Origin of the sequence: Propionivibrio dicarboxylicus (genome assembly GCF_900099695.1) — a bacterium.
GTDB lineage: Bacteria > Pseudomonadota > Gammaproteobacteria > Burkholderiales > Rhodocyclaceae > Propionivibrio > Propionivibrio dicarboxylicus.
The window spans coordinates 50,541-69,111 of record NZ_FNCY01000006.1; the positions used below are offsets into that span (position 1 = coordinate 50,541).

An 18,571-nucleotide genomic window follows, 5' to 3' on the forward strand; every position below is an offset into this window, starting at 1 on the left:
GGGCCTTCTCATTGGCTTGCGCTGAATGCTTGGGTTTTACTCTTGCATTCGCACGTCCTGAATCAACCGCAGGTGCCGACTGCGCCACAGGCGGTGCAGAAATCGCAACCGTCCTTGCGAATCATCGTATGGTTGCCACATTCGGCGCACAGCTTGCCGGCAGTGGGCTTCGGCGCCGTCTTGCTCACCGGCGATTCAAGCATGCCCATCTGCTGCAGCGGCAGGCCGTTTTCGTCGAGGATGCCGAGCATGGCGTAGCGGTGGATGATCAAATGGGCGATGTAGGCCACCGTCGACGGATAGGTCTGTTGCTTGCGGGTTCCCGGGACGAAAGCCATGAAATCACCGAGCGGCTCGGGATAATCGAGCAACTTGCGCAGCTTCATGCCGATCCAGGCCGGGTCGAGAACACGCATGTCGAGCGACAGCAGTTTGGTCAGACCGTCAAGCGCACGCGGATAGTTGCCGGAGAGCCAGACCGAGTAGGGGCGGGTGACACCATCAGGCAGCGTGATTTCCTTGAGGCCAAGCACGAAATCTTCGTTCGTCGCCGGATTCAGGACGTCAACCGTCCAGGAGAGGGTGCCGTCGGTGCCCGTCTTCGGTTCCTTGATGCTGAACAGCGCGTCAAGCACCGGCGTGGGACCTTCCTTCTTGAACGCGCCGATTTGCTCGACCCGATATTCAATCAGACGGGCCATGGCGGAGACGATCGACGGCATGCGCTTGCGTTCGCCGTAAGGCGGGAAGTGCATGTCGAATCCTTCGCCGTCGGGCGTCTTCGAGAGCGATTCGAGCTTGAGCTTGAGCCAGCCGTGATCGTCGGCGCGCATGTCCATCGACAGCGTCTTGGCGACGGCGCCGAGGCCGCGCGGTTGCGACGGTCCGTTGACCCAGGCTTCGAATGGCCAGGAACGGCCCTCCTGTTCGACGTGACCGACGAAGAGGGCGAATTTGCCTTGTTCGTGTTCGATCATGTAGGTCCACGCCATGTTGCCTTCCGGCAAGCTCGGGCGGCCGGGCCAGCGCAGGCTCGACAGTACCGGCGCGGGCAGCGTCTTGATCGACAGGCGGCGGTTGGCGTCACCGCTGACGAAATCCTGCGGTTGCTTCTTCTCTTCGACCTGTTTGGCCGGTTCGACCGACAGCACCGATCCCAGGACGCTATTGGGACGATACGTGGCGAGGCCCTTGAGGCCGGATTTCCAGGCGCTCATATAGAGATCCTGGAAGTCGTCATAGGGATATTCCGCCGGGACGTTGACGGTTTTCGAAATCGAGGTGTCGACGTAAGGCGCGACGGCGGCAACCATCTCTTTGTGCGCTTGCGCCGAAATTTCGAGCGCAGTGACGAAATAGTCGGGCAGGTTCTCGATGTCGCCGCCAAGATGCTTGAAGAGACGCCATGCGTAGTCTTCTACAGCGTATTCCTTGATCGTTCCATCGACCATGCGCTTCTTGCGGTTATACGTCCAAGAGAAGGGCGGCTCGATGCCGTTCGACGCGTTGTCGGCAAAAGCGAGCGAAATCGTACCGGTCGGAGCGATCGAGAGCAGGTGAGAATTGCGCAGGCCGTGCTTGCGGATTTCAGCCTTGATCTCGGCCGGCAGGCGCGAGGCGAAGTTGCCGCCGGAGAGGTAGAGTTCCGCGTTGAACAGCGGGAAGGCGCCGCGCTCCTGGGCCAGTTCTACCGATGCGAGGTAAGCGGCATTGCGCATGTATTCGGCGATGCGTGCGCCCATCGCGGTGGCGGCCGTGCTGTCATAGCGCAGTCGCAGCATGCACAGCGCATCGCCGAGGCCGGTAAAGCCAAGTCCGACACGGCGCTTGTTGGCGGCTTCCTCTTTTTGCCGCTCGAGCGGCCAAGCGGTGACGTCCAGGACATTGTCAAGCATGCGCGTCGACACCTTGATCACTTCACCAAAGGCTTCGAAGTCAAACTCGGCTTGGTCAGAGAAGGCGTGGCGCACGAACAGCGTCAGATTGATCGAGCCGAGGCAGCAGCAACCGTAGGGGGGCAGAGGTTGCTCGGCGCACGGGTTGGTCGCTTCGATCTGCTCGCAATAGTAGAGATTGTTGTCCTTGTTCATGCGATCGAGAAACAGGATGCCGGGTTCAGCGTGGTCATAGGTCGATTTCATGACCTGGTCCCAGAGATCGCGAGCACGGATTTTCCGGTAAACCCACATGCCATCGTCACGCTGATAGGCGCCCGAGAGCTTCATTTCGGAATTGGGTTCGGCGCGATGCACGAGTTCGACATCGCCATCCTCTTCGACCGCTTTCATGAACGGGTCGGTGACGCCGATCGAAATGTTGAAATTGGTCAGATCGCCCTTGTCCTTGGCGTGGATGAAGACCTCGATGTCCGGATGGTCGCAACGCAGGACCCCCATCTGGGCGCCGCGACGGGCGCCCGCCGATTCGACCGTTTCGCAGGAACGGTCGAAAACGCGCATATAGGATACAGGGCCGGATGCCCGGGACTGCGTGCCTTTGACCTGCGCGCCTTGCGGACGGATCGACGAGAAATCGTAACCGACGCCGCCGCCGCGGCGCATGGTCTCGGCCGCTTCAGCCAGAGCGCTGTAGATACCCGGCCGGCCGTCGACATGTTCGACGATCGAGTCGCCCACCGGTTGAACGAAGCAATTGATCAGTGTTGCGGCCAGCGGTGTGCCGGCGGCGGAGTTGATACGTCCGGCCGGTACAAAGCCATTTTCCTGTGCCCAGAGGAAGCGTTCTTCCCATTTGGCACGCTGCTTTTCGTTTTCGTTGGCGGCCAGTGCGCGGGCGACGCGTCGGCGCACGTCGTGGACGTTTATTTCGGTGCCTTTGGCATATTTTTCGATCAGCACCTCGGTGGAGATTTCCTGTTCCGCCGGCAGAGCGACTTCAGGCGCATCAGCAATGGCGTCAAAGGAAAGTTGTTGCGAATTATTGTTCATTGTTTCCTCGGAATATCGATGAGTACGAAGGTCTCGTCAAATCTAGTCTGTCAGGCGAGTGGTTTTTTGATGCCAGTTTTTCTGGCGTCTTCCGGACTGCGTGTTGGCTGCGATTTGAGGTGCAAAGCTACTATATATAGTGGTGTAACGCAAGATATTGCCTAAATATAGTTTTATGCGCTCTTGACCCGTTTTGAGAAATGACTTTTAAATCACGGCATTGCGATTTTTAAAAAACCATATTGTGATTTGATATTTCATTATGTGGTACGATATCGGTTCGCATCGCGCTCGATATTCTTCGAGTCTGCAATATCGTCCATGCATGAGCCTTGTTGGATTTGAATTCTGGCAAAACTCATGATTTCGGTGTTAAATGACCGCGGGTCGCGTGCTCACATTCTCGCAATAATCATAAAGGGATAATCCATGTTCGTATTCGTTCTGAATTGCGGAAGTTCTTCGTTCAAATACCAGTTGCTCGACATGTCGAATGAAAACCGGGTCGCTGCGGGCCTCGTGGAGCGAATCGGCATGAACGATTCGATTCTTGCCTATGAACCCTCAGGCGGCGAAAAAGTCCGCGAAGTGGGCGCGATCGCGGATCACGAATCGGCCATCAAGCGTGTCCTGGACAAACTCGTCGATGCCAAGATTGGCGTTATCAAGTCGCTGTCCGACATCAAGGCAGTCGGTCATCGCGTCGTGCATGGCGCCGAGAAGTTCTCGGGGTCGGTGCTTATCAATGAAGATGTCATCGAAGCGCTGAAGGAAAATATCCCGCTTGCGCCTTTGCACAACCCGCCCAACATCACGGGTATTCAAGCAATGATGCAGGCGCTTCCAGGCGTTCCGAACGTTGGCGTTTTCGACACGGCATTCCACGCGACTATGCCACCGGAATCGTACCTTTATGCCGTCCCGTACGAGTGGTACGAGAAGCATCACGTCCGTCGCTACGGATTCCATGGTACGTCGCACCGGTTTGTTTCCGAGCGCGCCGCTGAAATCCTCGGTATCGCCAAGGACGAGTTCAACTGCATCACTTGCCATATGGGCAATGGCTCTTCGTTTACCGCCGTCAAGGGCGGCAAGTCTTACGACACCAGCATGGGCATGACGCCGCTCGAAGGGATTGTCATGGGAACGCGCAGCGGCGATATCGACGCCGGCATTCCCAAGTTCCTCGCCGATAACAATGGCATGACCTTCGCCGATATCGACAATGCGCTGAACAAGAAGTCTGGGCTGCTCGGTATCTCCGGCATCAGCTCCGACATGCGCGACATCGAAAATGCCGCCAATGAAGGCAATGAGCGCGCCAAACTCGCGATCGACGTGCTTCGTCACCGCGCACTCAAGTATATCGGCGCCTATGCCATCGAGCTTGGCCGGGTCGATGCGATCATCTTCACCGGTGGTATCGGCGAAAACGGTATCAGTTTCCGTGCGTCGGTCGTCGAACGCTTGACCGCGCTCGGTATCAAGCTTGACGCTACGGCGAATAATTCGCGCGGGAAGGAAGTCCTTATCTCGACGAGTGATTCCGCTGTCAAGGTGATGGTGGTTCCGACCAACGAGGAACTCGTGATCGCACGCGACACACGCGATATCGTCAGCAAGCAGGGTTGAGTCGGATCGCCGACAAAGTTTTTCGATGCGATAGAAGGGAGGCGGTAGCCTCCCTCTTTTCATTCCGGTGACGAAAGTTGTCGTGCCATCCTCGCGTTGACTTGCGCAATTTGCGATTGCTGTATATAAATACAGTTATTGGAGGAGACTGACCGATGATGAAAGTGACGCCGCGCCAACAGGAAATCCTGGACTTCATACGCAACTCGCTTGAAGTGCTCGGTGCGCCCCCTACGCGGGCCGAGATTGCCCACGCCTTCGGCTTTGCGTCCCACAACGCGGCCGAGGAACATCTCAAGGCACTGGCAAAGAAAGGCTTGCTTGTGCTTGAGCCGGGGTCGGCGCGCGGGATCCGTCTGGTGGAGCAACTCGGGTTGCCATTGATCGGTAGCGTTGCCGCGGGCAGTCCGATCCTGGCGGTTGAAAACGTGCAGATGCGATATGCCCTCGATGCCAGTCTGTTCAAGCCGCGTGCCGATTTTCTGCTGCGCGTTCGGGGGCTCTCCATGATTAATGCCGGGATCTTCGATGGCGATTTGCTGGCAGTGCATCGCTGCCAGGAGGCGCGAAATGGTCAGATCGTCGTGGCGCGCCTTGACGAGGATGTGACGGTAAAGCGCTTTCGAAAACAAGGGGCAATCGTCGAATTGATCGCGGAAAACCCCGATTTCGAGCCGATCGTTGTCGATACGCGCGAACAACCCGTCGCGATAGAGGGAATCGCTGTCGGTTTAATCCGTAGCCAAGAAGGCTTTTGAGCCGGCGCAGGGAAAGTGCTCGTGCGGAAGTGGCGTTGGTCTTTGTTGCTGCTTGACCGAGCCGTCGCCGCCGTTACTGCTCTTTTGGCGTAACCTGTTGCAGAACCGCTGCAGTTTGCGGATGCTTGTTCTGAATCGCGTAGAACAACGGGGTTTTTCCTTCGTTGTCCTTGATTTTTGCGTCAGCACCGCGTTCGATAAGGAATTTGGTCAATTTTGGCTGCCCGGTTGCTGCGGCGAGGTGCAGAACGGTTTGTCCTGATTCAGACTTCAGGCTGATATCGGCCTTTTTGTCGAGAAGAAGCTCCACTTCCTGTCTGCCGCCCGAGATGACAGCGACGTGCAGTGGCGTCATTCCGACAAGATCTCTTATATTGACGTTGGCGCCGCGGCTGATCAGGTAGTCGCTGGTTCTTGTGTGGCCATAAAATGCCGCGATGTGCAAAGGCGTCCTGCCCAGTGTGTCCCGGGCGTTGATGTCAGCGCCGCCGTCAATCAGCGTCCGGATTTCTCCAATGTCGCCCTGAACAACCGCTTTCGCCAGCGGGGAATCGGCAACAACGGCGCTCTCGGCCTTGACTTGAGGCGTCGTCTGTTCGGATGATTTTCCACAGGAAACCACGCTCACCGAGATTGCCGAGATGGCAAGCAGGGCGATAAAGCGCTGTGTTCGGGCGAGGGCGCCAAATGCTTGCGCCGAGTGTTCCTGTCTCATGGATGTGCCTCGTGGTCACTTGGTTCTTGTCAAGACAAGCGCCAATCATAAACGATTGTGACCACGAAGGTTAACATGGGCCTTGAGCTCGCTGTCGCAGCGACAGGTGTGGCTTTTGTCATGACTCTTGATGATTGGCACTGTTTGAGAATGACGTTTTTCGGCTACAATCTCAATTTCCCGCTGCAGAGAATTCCATGACCAAATACGTCTTCGTTACCGGCGGAGTAGTGTCCTCGCTTGGCAAGGGCATCGCCGCTGCGTCTCTGGGTGCGATCCTCGAATCGCGTGGTATCAAAATCACTCATCTCAAGCTCGATCCCTACATCAACGTGGATCCGGGAACGATGAGTCCTTTCCAGCACGGAGAGGTTTTTGTTACGGAAGACGGTGCCGAAACCGATCTTGATCTAGGCCATTATGAGCGCTTCACCAGCGCCAAGATGAGCAAGCGCAACAACTTCACGACCGGACAGATATACGAAACGGTAATCAAGAAGGAGCGGCGAGGCGAGTATCTCGGTAAGACGGTTCAAGTCATTCCGCATATTACCGACGAAATCAAGAATCATATTCGTCGCGGCGCTGAAGGTGCTGATGTTGCCATAGTCGAAGTTGGCGGTACCGTCGGCGATATCGAGTCACTGCCATTTCTCGAGGCAATCCGCCAGATGGGGCTTCAGGAAGGCCGTGGCAATGCCTGCTATATGCACCTGACACTGTTGCCTTATATCCCGACGGCTGGTGAGCTCAAGACCAAGCCGACACAGCATTCGGTCAAGGAATTGCGCGAAATCGGTATTCAGCCTGATGTTCTGCTGTGTCGTGCGGACCGCCCGATTCCGGAGGATGAGAAGGCCAAGATCGCCTTGTTCTGTAACGTGCAGCGCGAGGCGGTCATCGAGTGTCTCGATGCCGATTCGATCTACAAGATCCCGGCCATGCTGCACAACCAGATGCTCGACGAGATTATTTGCCACAAGCTGGACATTCTCGCCCGCGCCGCGGACCTGTCGGTGTGGAAGACGCTCGTGCAAGCGCTTGAGCATCCGGAGCGGACGGTCAATATCGCTTTCGTTGGCAAGTACGTCGATCTTACGGAGTCTTACAAGTCCTTGACCGAAGCCTTGGTGCATGCCGGTATCAGCACGCGTAGCAAGGTTCGAGTCAATTACATCGATTCAGAGGAAATCGAGAAAAACGGCTGCGCGACGCTGGCGGGTATGGATGCGGTGCTGGTTCCGGGGGGCTTTGGACGGCGTGGCACAGAGGGCAAGATCCTCGCGATTCGTCATGCACGCGAGAACAAAATGCCGTATCTCGGTATTTGCCTTGGAATGCAACTTGCCGTCGTCGAATTCGCCCGTAATGTGGCTGGCATGGAAACGGCGCATAGCACGGAGTTCGATAAGTCATCGGCATACCCCGTCATTGGGTTGATAACCGAGTGGCAGGATGTTTCCGGCAAACTTGAAAAGCGCAGCGAGGATTCCGATCTGGGCGGAACGATGCGCCTGGGCGGTCAGGTGTGCCTCCTCAAGGAAGGCTCGCTGGCGCGTGAAATTTACGGCAAGCCCGAGATCGTCGAACGTCATCGTCATCGCTATGAAGTCAACAACACCCTGCTTGGCGAGATTGAGGCAAAAGGCATGGTGGTTTCGGGCCGCGCGCCGGGGACCAATTTGTGCGAAATGATCGAATTGCCGCGTGACCAGCATCCCTGGTTCGTCGGATGTCAGTTCCATCCTGAATTCACCTCGTCACCGCGCAGTGGCCATCCCTTGTTCACTTCCTTTGTTTCGGCGGCGATCGCCAGTAGCAAGGCCAGGGCAGCCAAATGAAGTTGTGCGGATTTGATGTCGGTATCGACAAGCCGCTTTTTCTGATTGCCGGTCCTTGTACGGCAGAGTCGCTGTCACTCTGTCTTGAAGTTGCCGGGACGATGAAGGAAGTCTGCGAGCGTCTTTCGATGCCTTATATTTTCAAGGCGTCTTACGACAAGGCGAATCGCAGTTCGGGCAAGTCGCAACGCGGCCCCGGGCGCGATGCCGGCTTACGGATCCTCGAAGAGGTTCGGCGTCAAATCGGCGTTCCTGTATTGACCGATGTCCATGACGAGGAATCGGTAGCGGATGTGGCTTCGGTTGTCGATGTGCTGCAAACACCGGCGTTCCTTTGTCGACAAACCGATTTCATCCATGCCGTTGCTTCGTGCGGAAAACCGGTCAATATCAAGAAAGGGCAGTTTCTCGCGCCGGGCGACATGCGGCATGTGGTCGATAAGGCGCGTGAAGCCAACGGTGGTGCCGATAATCTGATGGTATGCGAACGCGGCGCGTCATTCGGGTACAACAACCTTGTATCGGACATGCGTTCATTGGCGATCATGCGCGAAACGAGTTGTCCGGTCGTTTTTGATGCTACGCACTCGGTTCAGTTGCCCGGTGGGCAAGGGACGGTTTCCGGCGGACAGCGTGAGTTCGTGCCTGTCTTGGCGCGTGCGGCGGTTGCCGTCGGAATCTCCGGGATTTTCATGGAAACGCATCCCTGCCCGGAAAAGGCTTTTTCCGATGGTCCCAACAGTTGGCCGCTTGCCCGAATGGAACGTCTGCTGCAGACTCTTGTGGCCTTGGATGCCCAAGTCAAGAAGGCCGGTTTTGCCGAGATGGTTTCGGAATAGTTCGCCGCAGCGGTATGTCCAGGCATTTTTAAAAAAGAGGAAGAACTATGAGTTCAGTCGTTGATGTGGTGGCGCGCGAGATCCTCGATTCACGGGGGAATCCGACTGTCGAATGCGACGTCCTGCTTGAGTCGGGCGTCATGGGAAGGGCGGCCGTTCCGTCCGGGGCTTCGACCGGTTCGCGCGAGGCGATCGAGTTGCGTGACGGTGATCCCGATCGCTATTTCGGCAAAGGCGTGACGCAGGCAGTCGAGAACGTCAATACCGAAATTGCCGAAGCGATCATTGGTCTCGATGCTCAGGAGCAGGCCTTTATCGATCAAACGCTGATCCACCTTGACGGTACCGAAAACAAGTCCCGTCTCGGTGCCAATGCGATCCTGGCGGTTTCCATGGCTGTGGCCAAGGCGGCCGCCGAAGAATCCGGCCTTCCGCTTTACCGCTATTTTGGCGGCTCGGGGCCCATGCAAATGCCGGTGCCGATGATGAATATCATCAACGGTGGCGAGCACGCGAACAACAGCCTCGATTTTCAGGAATTCATGATTCTCCCGGTCGGGCAGAACTCCTTCCGCGAGGCACTGCGCTGTGGTGCCGAGGTCTTCCATTCGCTCAAGAAGCTGTTGGACAAGAAAGGCTTTTCAACGGCGGTTGGCGACGAGGGCGGTTTTGCCCCCAGTCTTGCGAGTCATGCCGACGCTTTGAAGCTGATCGTCGAGGCGATCGAGACGGCGGGGTACGTTCCTGGGGAGGATGTGTTGATCGGCCTCGATTGCGCCGCCTCCGAATTTTTCAAGGACGGCTGCTATCGCTTGACGGGGGAGGGCTTGCAACTCACCTCGGCACAGTTGGTCGATTATCTTGCCAACCTCGTCGATAACTTCCCGATCGTGACGATCGAAGATGGCATGGCAGAAGGCGATTGGGATGGCTGGAAGCTACTGACCGAGCGTTTGGGTGACAAGATCCAGATCGTCGGTGATGACGTGTTCGTGACGAATACCCGCATCCTCAAGGAAGGCATCAAGCAGGGCCTCGCCAATTCGGTCCTGATCAAGATCAATCAGATCGGAACCTTGTCGGAAACGTTTGCCGCGATTGAAATGGCGAAGCGTGCCGGGTATACGGCCGTCGTCTCTCATCGCTCGGGCGAAACGGAAGACAGCACGATTGCCGATATTGCAGTTGGCATGAATGTGCTCCAGATCAAGACGGGCTCGCTTTCTCGCTCGGACCGTATCGCGAAATACAACCAGTTGTTGCGCATCGAGGAAGACCTTGGCGATACTGCCGGGTATCCGGGGCTTGAAGCGTTCTACAACTTGAAGTGAACGGACGGGAAAACGATGAGGAGGGCAGACATCGTTCTCCTCGTCATTTTCTCATGAACGGTCACTGATCATGCGCTGGCTTTCCCTTGCGCTCGTGGCGCTTGTCGTCCTGCTGCAGTATCCGCTCTGGCTGGGCAAGGGCGGCTGGTTGCGGGTTTGGGAGGTCGATCATCTCTTGCAGCAGCAGCGCGAATCCAATCGTCATTTGGAACTGCGTAATGCCGGATTGGACGCGGAGGTTCGCGACCTTAAGCAGGGGTATGACGCGATCGAGGAGCGGGCGCGTTTTGAACTGGGCATGATCAAGCTGGACGAAGTCTTCGTCCAGATCCCCGAGCGCTCTGCCCAAGCGCCCAGAGGCGCCAAAGTCCCATCCAAAAAGGAACCCGAGTAAGTTCCCGGCCCGGCAAGCGGGAAGTCTCGAGAACGATTCCAGTTATCGGTGGTCAAGCATCGGGGATGACCGTCATACGTTTTTGTGATATCAACGCGTAATTGTTGTGGCCTGTTTCGAGAAGCTTGGTAGAATCAGTGTGACGGTTGCGTTTTGGGTAAGTCTTAGAGGGGGCAGACATGCTGAAAGAAGGACAGTTGGCGCCGCTCTTCGTCCTCCCGGATGCCGATATGGAATCCGTTGATCTGGCCGCTTTCAGGGGTAAATATAACGTCATCCTGTTTTTCTACCCCAAGGATGGTACGCCGGGGTGCACGCTTGAAGCGACCGATTTCTCCGATCACGAGGAGGAGTTTCTTGCCAAAGCTTGCGTCGTCATCGGCATTAGCCGGGACGATTGCCTGAAGCACGCCGAGTTTCGCGATGAGAACGGTATCTCGGTCCGTCTGCTGTCGGATTCCGATGCTGCGGTTTGCAAGAAATACGGCGTCTGGCAGGCGAAAGAAGTTGATGGCGTCAAGCGTTATGGAATTGCGCGCTCGACGTTCGTCATTGATAAACAGGGTGTTCTCCGTCTCGCGATGTACGGTGTTAATGCCAAGGGGCATGCGCTCGATGTGTTGCGCATGGTCAAGGAACTCAAATTATGACAATGCAAGTAGCAAAGAATACGGTGGTTACGCTCGACTACAACGTAACCGATCCCGATGGGCAACTCGTCGACGAAGGGAAGGAGCCGCTGGTTTATTTGCACGGCGGTTATGACGACATTTTTCCGATGATTGAAGAGGCTCTCCAGGGTAAGAACGTCGGCGAGTCGGTTGTTGTGAAGATGCAACCGAATGATGCTTTCGGAGAGTACGACGCAGAGCTGATCCAGATCGAGCCGCGCAAGGCGTTTCCAAAGGAACTCGAGGTCGGCATGCAATTCGAGGGCGTTCCCGAGAGCGGCGATGACGACGATATCCTTATTTACCGTGTGACGGAGATTGCCGAAGATAAAGTGGTCCTGGACGGCAATCATCCCTTGGCCGGAATGGCGCTGGTGTTTACGTGTACCGTCACCGGAGTGCGGCCTGCGGGCGCAGAGGAAATAGCACACGGGCATGTGCACGACGGTGATTGTGGGGAAGACTGAGTTTTCGCCGAAGAGATAATAAACGCAGCCGCGCGCTGCGTTTTTTTTTGCCGATTCCAGGAGACTTTGGGGGCGATTTTTAGCATGGGTCAAAGTCTTGGACTATATTGGTCGGTAGCCTAACGGCATTGAATATAACAATAGGGGTCGGGTATCTTGAGTCTCGCCAGTCTCGTTCTGCGTATTGATCCACAGAAGCGACAATCCGCCGAAGCTGCGTTGTCCGCCTTGCCGGGCGTCGAATGCCATGCCATGTCCACCGAAGGAAAGCTGATCGTCACTGTCGAGGACGCTCCAGGCGCGGCGATGTCCGATACCTTGATTGCCATTCACCGTATTCCAGAAGTTCTTGCCGCGACGCTGGCTTTTGAGTCCGGCTGTCCCGATGACGATGCCGCCAGTTCCGATTCCCGCCCTTGTGAGGAGCCCACATCATGACCATCAACCGACGCGATTTCATTAAATCCCAAGCGATTGCCGCGGCAGCGGCCAGCGCAGGCATTTCCTTGCCGGTACTCGCTGCCGAGGGAAAGCCCGCCAGTTCGTCGGTGGTGAGATGGGATAAAGGCGTCTGCCGGTTCTGCGGGACCGGTTGTGCGGTCCTTGTCGGCGTTCAGAATGGGCGCGTCGTCGCGACGCAAGGGGATCCCGATTCCGAAGTTAACCGTGGTCTCAATTGCATCAAGGGATACTTCCTGTCGAAGATCATGTACGGCGAGGACCGCCTGACGCGGCCCCTGCTGCGCATGAAGAATGGAAAATACGATAAGGAAGGCGATTTCACGCCGATTTCCTGGGACCATGCTTTCGACATCATGGCCGAAAAGTGGAAGGCGGCGATGAAGTCCGACGGTCCTGCCGGCGTTGGCATGTTCGGTTCCGGGCAATGGACGATCTGGGAAGGATACGCCGCGGCGAAATTGTTCAAGGCTGGGTTCCGCTCCAACAACATCGATCCCAATGCCCGCCATTGCATGGCATCAGCCGTGGCTGGATTCATGCGGACTTTCGGTATCGACGAGCCGATGGGGTGCTATGACGATATCGAGCAGGCCGATGCCTTTGTCCTATGGGGGTCGAACATGGCCGAGATGCACCCGGTCCTATGGACACGCATCACCGATCGTCGCCTGACCAAAACGGACGTACAGGTGCATGTGCTGTCGACCTTCGAACACCGGAGTTTCGAACTCGCCGACAACGGGATGATTTTCTCACCGCAGACGGATCTTGCGATTCTCAATTACATCTGTAACCACATCATCCAGAGCGGCAAGGTCAATCAGGAGTTCGTCAAGCGCAACGTCAACTTCAAAAAAGGCGAAGCGGATATCGGCTTTGGATTGCGTCCGAATCATCCGCTCGAAAAGAAGGCGACGAATAACGGCTATCCGGGCGAGGACGGCAAGCCGAAGGGCGACAGCGGCAAGGCGGAAGCCAGTACTTTCGAGGAGTTCAAGAAATTCGTCAGCGACTATACGCTTGAAAAAGTGTCCAAACTCTCGGGGGTTCCGCAGGATCGCCTGAAGAAGTTGGCGGAGCTCTATGCCGACCCGAAGCGGAAGGTCGTCAGCTTCTGGACGATGGGATTCAACCAGCATACGCGTGGCACCTGGGTCAATAACATGATCTATAACGTCCACCTGCTGGTCGGGAAGATTTCCGAGCCGGGTAATGGGCCGTTCTCATTGACGGGGCAGCCATCCGCCTGTGGTACGGCGCGCGAAGTCGGCACCTTTGCCCATCGCCTTCCGGCCGACATGGTGGTGACCAATCCGGAGCATCGCAAGCACACCGAGGCTCTCTGGCAGCTGCCTGAAGGCACGATCAACGACAAGATCGGTCTCCATGCCGTGGCGCAAAGCCGGGCGCTCAAGGATGGCAAGCTCAAATGCTACTGGACGAGCACGACCAACAACATGCAGGCAGGACCGAACGTCAATCAGGAAATCTATCCGGGTTGGCGCAATCCGGCGGCATTCGTGGTTGTGTCCGAAGCATATCCGACGGTTTCGGCCTTGTCGGCCGACTTGATCCTTCCGTCGGCGATGTGGATGGAAAAGGAAGGCGCTTTCGGCAATGCCGAACGTCGTACGCAATTCTGGCGCCAACAGGTCAAGGCGCCGGGCGAATCGAAGTCGGATCTGTGGCAATACATCGAGTTTTCGAAGCGCTTCAAGGTCGAGGATGTCTGGCCAGCCGACTTGATTGCCAAGAAGCCGGAATACAAGGGCAAGACGCTCTACGAAGTTCTGTTCGCCAACAAAGTCGTGAACAAATTCCCGAAGAGCGACACGCAGAAGGTTAACGAGCACGCGATCAAACAATACAGCAACGACGAGTCCGAGGCTTTCGGCTTTTACGTTCAGAAGGGTTTGTTCGAAGAGTATGCGCAGTTTGGTCGGGGGCATGGCCATGACCTGGCCCCATTCGATCTGTATCACAAGGCGCGCGGCCTGCGTTGGCCGGTTGTCGATGGCAAGGAAACCTTGTGGCGCTTCCGTGAGGGATATGACCCCTATGTCAAGGCGGGCGAGGGCGTCAAGTTCTACGGCCACAAGGACAACAAGGCGATCATTTTCGCGCTGCCGTATCAGGATCCGCCCGAAATGCCGGACAAGGAATTCGATCTCTGGTTGTGCACCGGACGTGTTCTTGAGCACTGGCACACGGGGTCGATGACCCGGCGGGTGCCGGAACTGCATAAGGCCGTTCCCGAAGCACAGGTGTTCATGCATCCGGATGATGCTAAGAAGCGTGGTCTGCAACGCGGCATGGTCGTCAAGGTGGTTTCCCGTCGCGGAGAAATGATGGCGCGGATCGAGACCAAGGGACGCAACAAGCCGCCCGTCGGTCTGATTTTCGTTCCCTTCTTCGACGAGTCGCGTCTGGTCAATAAGCTGACGCTGGACGCGACCTGTCCGATTTCGAAGGAAACGGATTTCAAGAAGTGCGCCGTAAAGGTCGTCCGGGCCTGAGTCACAGGAGCGTGCGGTGAGCGGACGGGATTCCCAAAAGCCGGCATCGACGCCGCGTCGGCGGTTCTTGCGCGAAGCGCTGACCGCCGCCGGAGGCGGGTGTCTGCTCGCGCTCGGCGCCGGGTTGCATGCGCGGCAAGCCTCGGCCTTGCCGGCGCAGGCGATTCGGCCTCCGGGCGCGTTGGTTGAAGAGGATTTTCTGGCTGCATGCGTACGTTGCGGTTTGTGCGTGCGGGATTGTCCCTATGGAACCTTGCGCCTTGCCGACATGCTCGATCCAGTGGCGACGGGATCACCGTTTTTCACGGCACGCCAAGTCCCTTGTGAAATGTGCGAGGACATTCCCTGCGTCAAGGCATGTCCGACGGGAGCGCTTGATCGCTCGCTGACGGACATCACCAAGGCGCGTATGGGATTGGCGGTACTCTCGGATCAGGAGAGCTGCCTGAATTTCCTGGGGTTGCGCTGCGATGTCTGCTACCGGGTCTGTCCGGTGATCGACAAGGCCATCACGCTTGAGACACGCCATAATCCGCGATCCGATCGTCATGCCATGTTGTTGCCGACGGTCCATTCCGATGCCTGTACCGGTTGTGGCAAATGTGAAAAATCGTGCGTCCTGCCGGAACCGGCGATCAAGGTGTTGCCGCGTAAAGTGGCGCAAGGGGCTTTGCCCGCGCATTACCGCAAGGGCTGGGAAGAAAAAGCGCGCAATGGCGAGTCGCTGATCGGAGATCAATTGCGTTTGCCGGTGCGTGGTTTTGACGGGACGACTGCAGGACGTGCGGCGACTGAAACCGTGGTGGCTCCGGCAACGCCGGCGGCGCCTATTGTCGCAACACCTCAGGCAGCTTCTGTGCCGCATGCCAGTGCGCTGAATTCGAGGTGGAAACCGTGAGCGCCAGATCGCCGCGGGGGCAAGTGTCGTCCCGATCGCTGCTCGCGCGCAGTCGCTGGTTGCTCGCGCGGCGGCTATGCCAACTTGGTCTCCTCGCGCTGTTCCTGATCGGGCCTTTGCTCGGTGTCTGGATAATCAAAGGGAACCTGTCGGCCTCACTGTTGTTCGACCAGATTCCACTGACGGATCCCCTGCTTTTGTTGCAGACGCTTGCCGCCGGCCATTGGCCTTATGTGACAGCCTGGACGGGCGCGCTGATCGTTCTTGTTTTCTACGCGCTTGTGGGTGGACGCGTTTTCTGCAGTTGGGTGTGTCCGGTGAATCTGGTTACCGACACGGCAGCATGGTTGCGGCGCCGTTTGGGAATAAAGACCGGACGGACGCCGGATGGCAATACGCGTTATTGGTTGTTGGCCGGTTTGATGGCGGCGACAGTGCTGACTGGGGTATTGGTGTGGGAGTGGGTCAATCCGGTGACCTTGCTCCACCGTGCGCTGGTGTTTGGTCTCGGTGGCGCATCGCTGTTGATCATCGGCATTTTCCTCTATGACACGCTGATCGCCAGTCGTGGCTGGTGCGGGCACCTGTGTCCCGTCGGGGCGTTTTATGCAGTGCTTGGGCGCATCGCCTTGGTTCGCGTCTCGGCGCATCGTCGCGACGCGTGCGATGACTGTATGGAGTGTTTTGTCATTTGCCCCGAACCGCAAGTCATTCGCCCGGCACTCAAGGGCGTTGGGCAACCGCACCCGCTGATTCTTTCCGGAAATTGTACTAACTGCGGTCGCTGCATCGATGTATGCGACCGTGATGTTTTCAAAATGACTCACCGATTCGACCAAAGGAGCGCGCAATGAACCAGCAGAATTCCCGTTTTTCCCGTGCCTGGGCCTTCGTTATCGGCGTGTGCGTGAGCGTGCTTGTGGTCGGTGCAGCCAGCGCCGCCGATGGCCCGGTCAAGTTGCAGACCTTGCGCGGTGTCGATGTTTCCGTCAATGATCCGGTCGGTGAGGGGACGCGCTTCGGACCCGATACGCCGGTTCTGCCGCGTGACTTCGTGCAGCAACCGCCGCTGATTCCTCACACCATCGAAGGCTATCTGATCAGCAAGGAATTCAATAAGTGCATGGATTGCCATTCGTGGGCACGCTCTAAGGAAGCCAACGCCACGAAGATCTCGATCACGCATTTCAAGACGCGCGAAGGCGCCGAGATGTCCAGCGTTTCTCCGCAACGCTATTTCTGCAACCAGTGCCACGTGTCGCAGACCGATTCAAAGCCGCTGGTGGGCAATACGTTCAAGCCGGGCGCGGGCTTGCGCTGAAAATCAGAATCTAGGGAGCTGTCATGAATTTCGACCGTATAAAGCCTTTCCTCGACCGCGCGCTGGCGATTGTGCATCGGGCAGGATGGTTGGCCGTTGTTGTGTTGTTCGTTGGAGGCATCGTTGCCTGGGTCGGATTTAATACCGCGCTCGAAACGACCAATACAGAGGCATTTTGTATTTCCTGTCACGAAATGAAAGATACCGTGTATGAGGAATACCGGCTGACGACGCATGCATCAAGCCGTACCGGCGTGCGGGCAAGTTGCCCGGATTGTCATGTGCCAAAATCGTTCGGTCCGAAGATGTTCGCCAAGTTGCGGGCGTCGAAGGATGTTTATCACAACATCCTCGGGACGATTGATACGCCGGACAAATTCAACGCCAGGCGCTTGCAGATGGCCGAAGCGGTGTGGACGCGCATGAAGGAAACGGATTCGCGGGAATGTCGCGGATGCCACGACGAACAAGGCTTCGACTACATGAAGCAGAGTCGGCGTAGTGCGGCGCAGCATCAGACCGGGATCAGCGAAGGAAAGACGTGTATCGATTGCCACAAGGGCATTGCGCATCGCCTGCCCGCGGTTGAACAGGCTATCGGTGCCGACAAGGGCGGCGCGCCGCAGGATGTTTTCCACCCGGTGAAGTAATCGTTGTCGGTTCGGTGTCCATATCAGGCTATCATTGCGCTGATGTGGATACCGTTCGTATGGAGTCCTTGGTGACAGATCAATCCCGATCGACGCCCGTGCTGGTCGATCAACTATCGCGCCCACTGCGCGATCTTCGAATTTCGGTAACGGATCGCTGCAATTTCAGGTGTGGCTACTGCATGCCGCGTGAGGTCTTCGGCAAGGGCTTCATCTTCCTGCAGCGCGCAGAATTGCTGAGCTTCGAGGAAATTCTTCGTTTTGCCCGAGTCGCGACACAAGCCGGCGTTCGCAAGATCCGTCTGACCGGCGGCGAGCCGCTGCTTCGGCACGGAATCGAAAGACTCATCGAGAAATTGGCAACGCTGCAGGATTGCGATGGCAAGCCGCTCGAAATCGCCATGACCACCAACGGCAGTCTGTTGCTCGCCAAGGCCAAGGGTTTGAAGGATGCGGGACTGACGCGTCTGACCGTCAGCCTGGATGCGCTCGATGACGCGGTGTTTCGTCGGATGAGCGACTCGGACCTGTCGGTAAGTCGCGTCCTGGCCGGGATCGAAGCCGCGAAAACGGCGGGGCTGGCGCCGGTCAAGGTCAATACCGTCGTCAAGCGTGGGGCCAATGAAGACCAGATACTCCCTCTGGTCAGGCATTTTCGCCATAGCGGTGTCATTTTGCGCTTCATCGAATTCATGGACGTTGGGACGACCAATGGCTGGCGGCTTGATGACGTTGTCCCTGCGGGCGAAATTGTCTCGCAGATCAATGCAGAATTTCCCTTGCGAACGGTTGATCCAGCGTATCGGGGCGAGGTTGCCGAACGTTGGGCGTTTGTCGATGGCGCTGGCGAGATCGGTGTTGTCGCCTCGGTGACGCAGGCTTTTTGCGGCGATTGCAATCGTCTCAGGCTATCGACGGACGGAAAACTCTATACCTGTCTGTTTGCCGGGTCCGGGACCGATTTCCGCGAGATGTTGCGCAGCGGCGAAGGCGACGAGCGCTTGCTGCAATGCCTGGGAGATCTCTGGCAAAGGCGCACCGACCGGTATTCGCAAGATCGCCAGGAAGCGACGACACCTTCAGTCAGAAAAATTGAGATGTCGTATATTGGCGGTTGATTCATCCTTT

General features: G+C 57.1%; 17 protein-coding genes. 15 read left to right on the forward strand and 2 right to left on the reverse strand.

The features are described from left to right. Positions 1-62: 62 nt before the first annotated feature. On the reverse strand, positions 63-2,948 hold the full coding sequence (locus tag BLR25_RS08800) for an adenosylcobalamin-dependent ribonucleoside-diphosphate reductase (protein ID WP_091936671.1): 2,886 nt from the start codon (positions 2,946-2,948) through the stop codon (positions 63-65). A gap of 429 nt (positions 2,949-3,377) precedes the next feature. Between BLR25_RS08800 and BLR25_RS08805 the strand changes: the two genes are divergently transcribed. Together BLR25_RS08805 and lexA are read left to right on the forward strand one after the other, a co-directional pair. Then, positions 3,378-4,580 carry an acetate kinase gene (locus tag BLR25_RS08805; RefSeq protein ID WP_091936673.1) on the forward strand — a complete coding sequence of 401 codons (1,203 nt, stop codon included), beginning with the start codon at positions 3,378-3,380 and terminating at the stop codon, positions 4,578-4,580. A gap of 158 nt (positions 4,581-4,738) precedes the next feature. Continuing rightward, a complete protein-coding gene (lexA, locus tag BLR25_RS08810; RefSeq protein WP_218122689.1) occupies positions 4,739-5,338 on the forward strand; it encodes a transcriptional repressor LexA in 600 nt (199 codons plus the stop codon). A gap of 73 nt (positions 5,339-5,411) precedes the next feature. Here lexA and BLR25_RS08815 read toward each other — a convergent pair whose 3' ends face one another. Continuing rightward, on the reverse strand, positions 5,412-6,053 hold the full coding sequence (locus tag BLR25_RS08815) for an ankyrin repeat domain-containing protein (RefSeq protein ID WP_091936677.1): 642 nt from the start codon (positions 6,051-6,053) through the stop codon (positions 5,412-5,414). 197 nt (positions 6,054-6,250) lie between these two features. Here BLR25_RS08815 and BLR25_RS08820 point away from each other — a divergent pair, with 197 nt between their 5' ends. From BLR25_RS08820 to moaA, 13 genes are all read left to right on the forward strand, one after another. After that, entirely contained in the window at positions 6,251-7,894 is a 1,644-nt protein-coding gene (locus tag BLR25_RS08820; RefSeq protein ID WP_091936679.1) for a CTP synthase, read from the forward strand. Next, positions 7,891-8,733 carry a 3-deoxy-8-phosphooctulonate synthase gene (gene kdsA / locus BLR25_RS08825; RefSeq protein ID WP_091936681.1) on the forward strand — a complete coding sequence of 281 codons (843 nt, stop codon included), beginning with the start codon at positions 7,891-7,893 and terminating at the stop codon, positions 8,731-8,733. The genes BLR25_RS08820 and kdsA overlap by 4 nt, the downstream gene beginning before the upstream one ends. A gap of 47 nt (positions 8,734-8,780) precedes the next feature. Then, positions 8,781-10,064, forward strand: coding sequence for a phosphopyruvate hydratase (gene eno, locus BLR25_RS08830; protein ID WP_091936683.1), 1,284 nt, complete (start codon positions 8,781-8,783; stop codon positions 10,062-10,064). Positions 10,065-10,134: 70 nt separating this feature from the next. Next, positions 10,135-10,458 (forward strand): cell division protein FtsB, encoded by a 324-nt coding sequence (gene ftsB, locus BLR25_RS08835; RefSeq protein ID WP_091936685.1) that lies wholly within the window; start codon positions 10,135-10,137, stop codon positions 10,456-10,458. A gap of 179 nt (positions 10,459-10,637) precedes the next feature. Next, on the forward strand, positions 10,638-11,108 hold the full coding sequence (locus BLR25_RS08840; protein ID WP_091936687.1) for a peroxiredoxin: 471 nt from the start codon (positions 10,638-10,640) through the stop codon (positions 11,106-11,108). Then, on the forward strand, positions 11,105-11,596 hold the full coding sequence (locus BLR25_RS08845) for an FKBP-type peptidyl-prolyl cis-trans isomerase (protein ID WP_218122680.1): 492 nt from the start codon (positions 11,105-11,107) through the stop codon (positions 11,594-11,596). The genes BLR25_RS08840 and BLR25_RS08845 overlap by 4 nt, the downstream gene beginning before the upstream one ends. A 156-nt stretch (positions 11,597-11,752) precedes the next feature. Then, positions 11,753-12,034 (forward strand): chaperone NapD, encoded by a 282-nt coding sequence (locus BLR25_RS08850; RefSeq protein ID WP_176785814.1) that lies wholly within the window; start codon positions 11,753-11,755, stop codon positions 12,032-12,034. After that, on the forward strand, positions 12,031-14,574 hold the full coding sequence (gene napA, locus BLR25_RS08855) for a nitrate reductase catalytic subunit NapA (RefSeq protein WP_091936693.1): 2,544 nt from the start codon (positions 12,031-12,033) through the stop codon (positions 14,572-14,574). The genes BLR25_RS08850 and napA overlap by 4 nt, the downstream gene beginning before the upstream one ends. Positions 14,575-14,590: 16 nt before the next feature. Continuing rightward, positions 14,591-15,472, forward strand: a complete 882-nt coding sequence (napG, locus tag BLR25_RS08860; RefSeq protein WP_091936695.1) for a ferredoxin-type protein NapG — start codon at positions 14,591-14,593, stop codon at positions 15,470-15,472. Beyond that, positions 15,469-16,326, forward strand: a complete 858-nt coding sequence (gene napH, locus BLR25_RS08865; RefSeq protein ID WP_245715518.1) for a quinol dehydrogenase ferredoxin subunit NapH — start codon at positions 15,469-15,471, stop codon at positions 16,324-16,326. The genes napG and napH overlap by 4 nt, the downstream gene beginning before the upstream one ends. Continuing rightward, complete coding sequence (locus tag BLR25_RS08870; protein WP_091936699.1) at positions 16,323-16,793, forward strand: nitrate reductase cytochrome c-type subunit; 471 nt, start codon at positions 16,323-16,325, stop codon at positions 16,791-16,793. The genes napH and BLR25_RS08870 overlap by 4 nt, the downstream gene beginning before the upstream one ends. A gap of 23 nt (positions 16,794-16,816) precedes the next feature. Further along, a complete protein-coding gene (locus BLR25_RS08875) occupies positions 16,817-17,443 on the forward strand; it encodes a NapC/NirT family cytochrome c (RefSeq protein WP_091936701.1) in 627 nt (208 codons plus the stop codon). Between the two features lie 59 nt (positions 17,444-17,502). Further along, positions 17,503-18,561: a GTP 3',8-cyclase MoaA gene (gene moaA / locus BLR25_RS08880; RefSeq protein WP_091936703.1), complete on the forward strand. Its 1,059-nt coding sequence runs from the start codon at positions 17,503-17,505 to the stop codon at positions 18,559-18,561. Positions 18,562-18,571 lie beyond the last annotated feature (10 nt).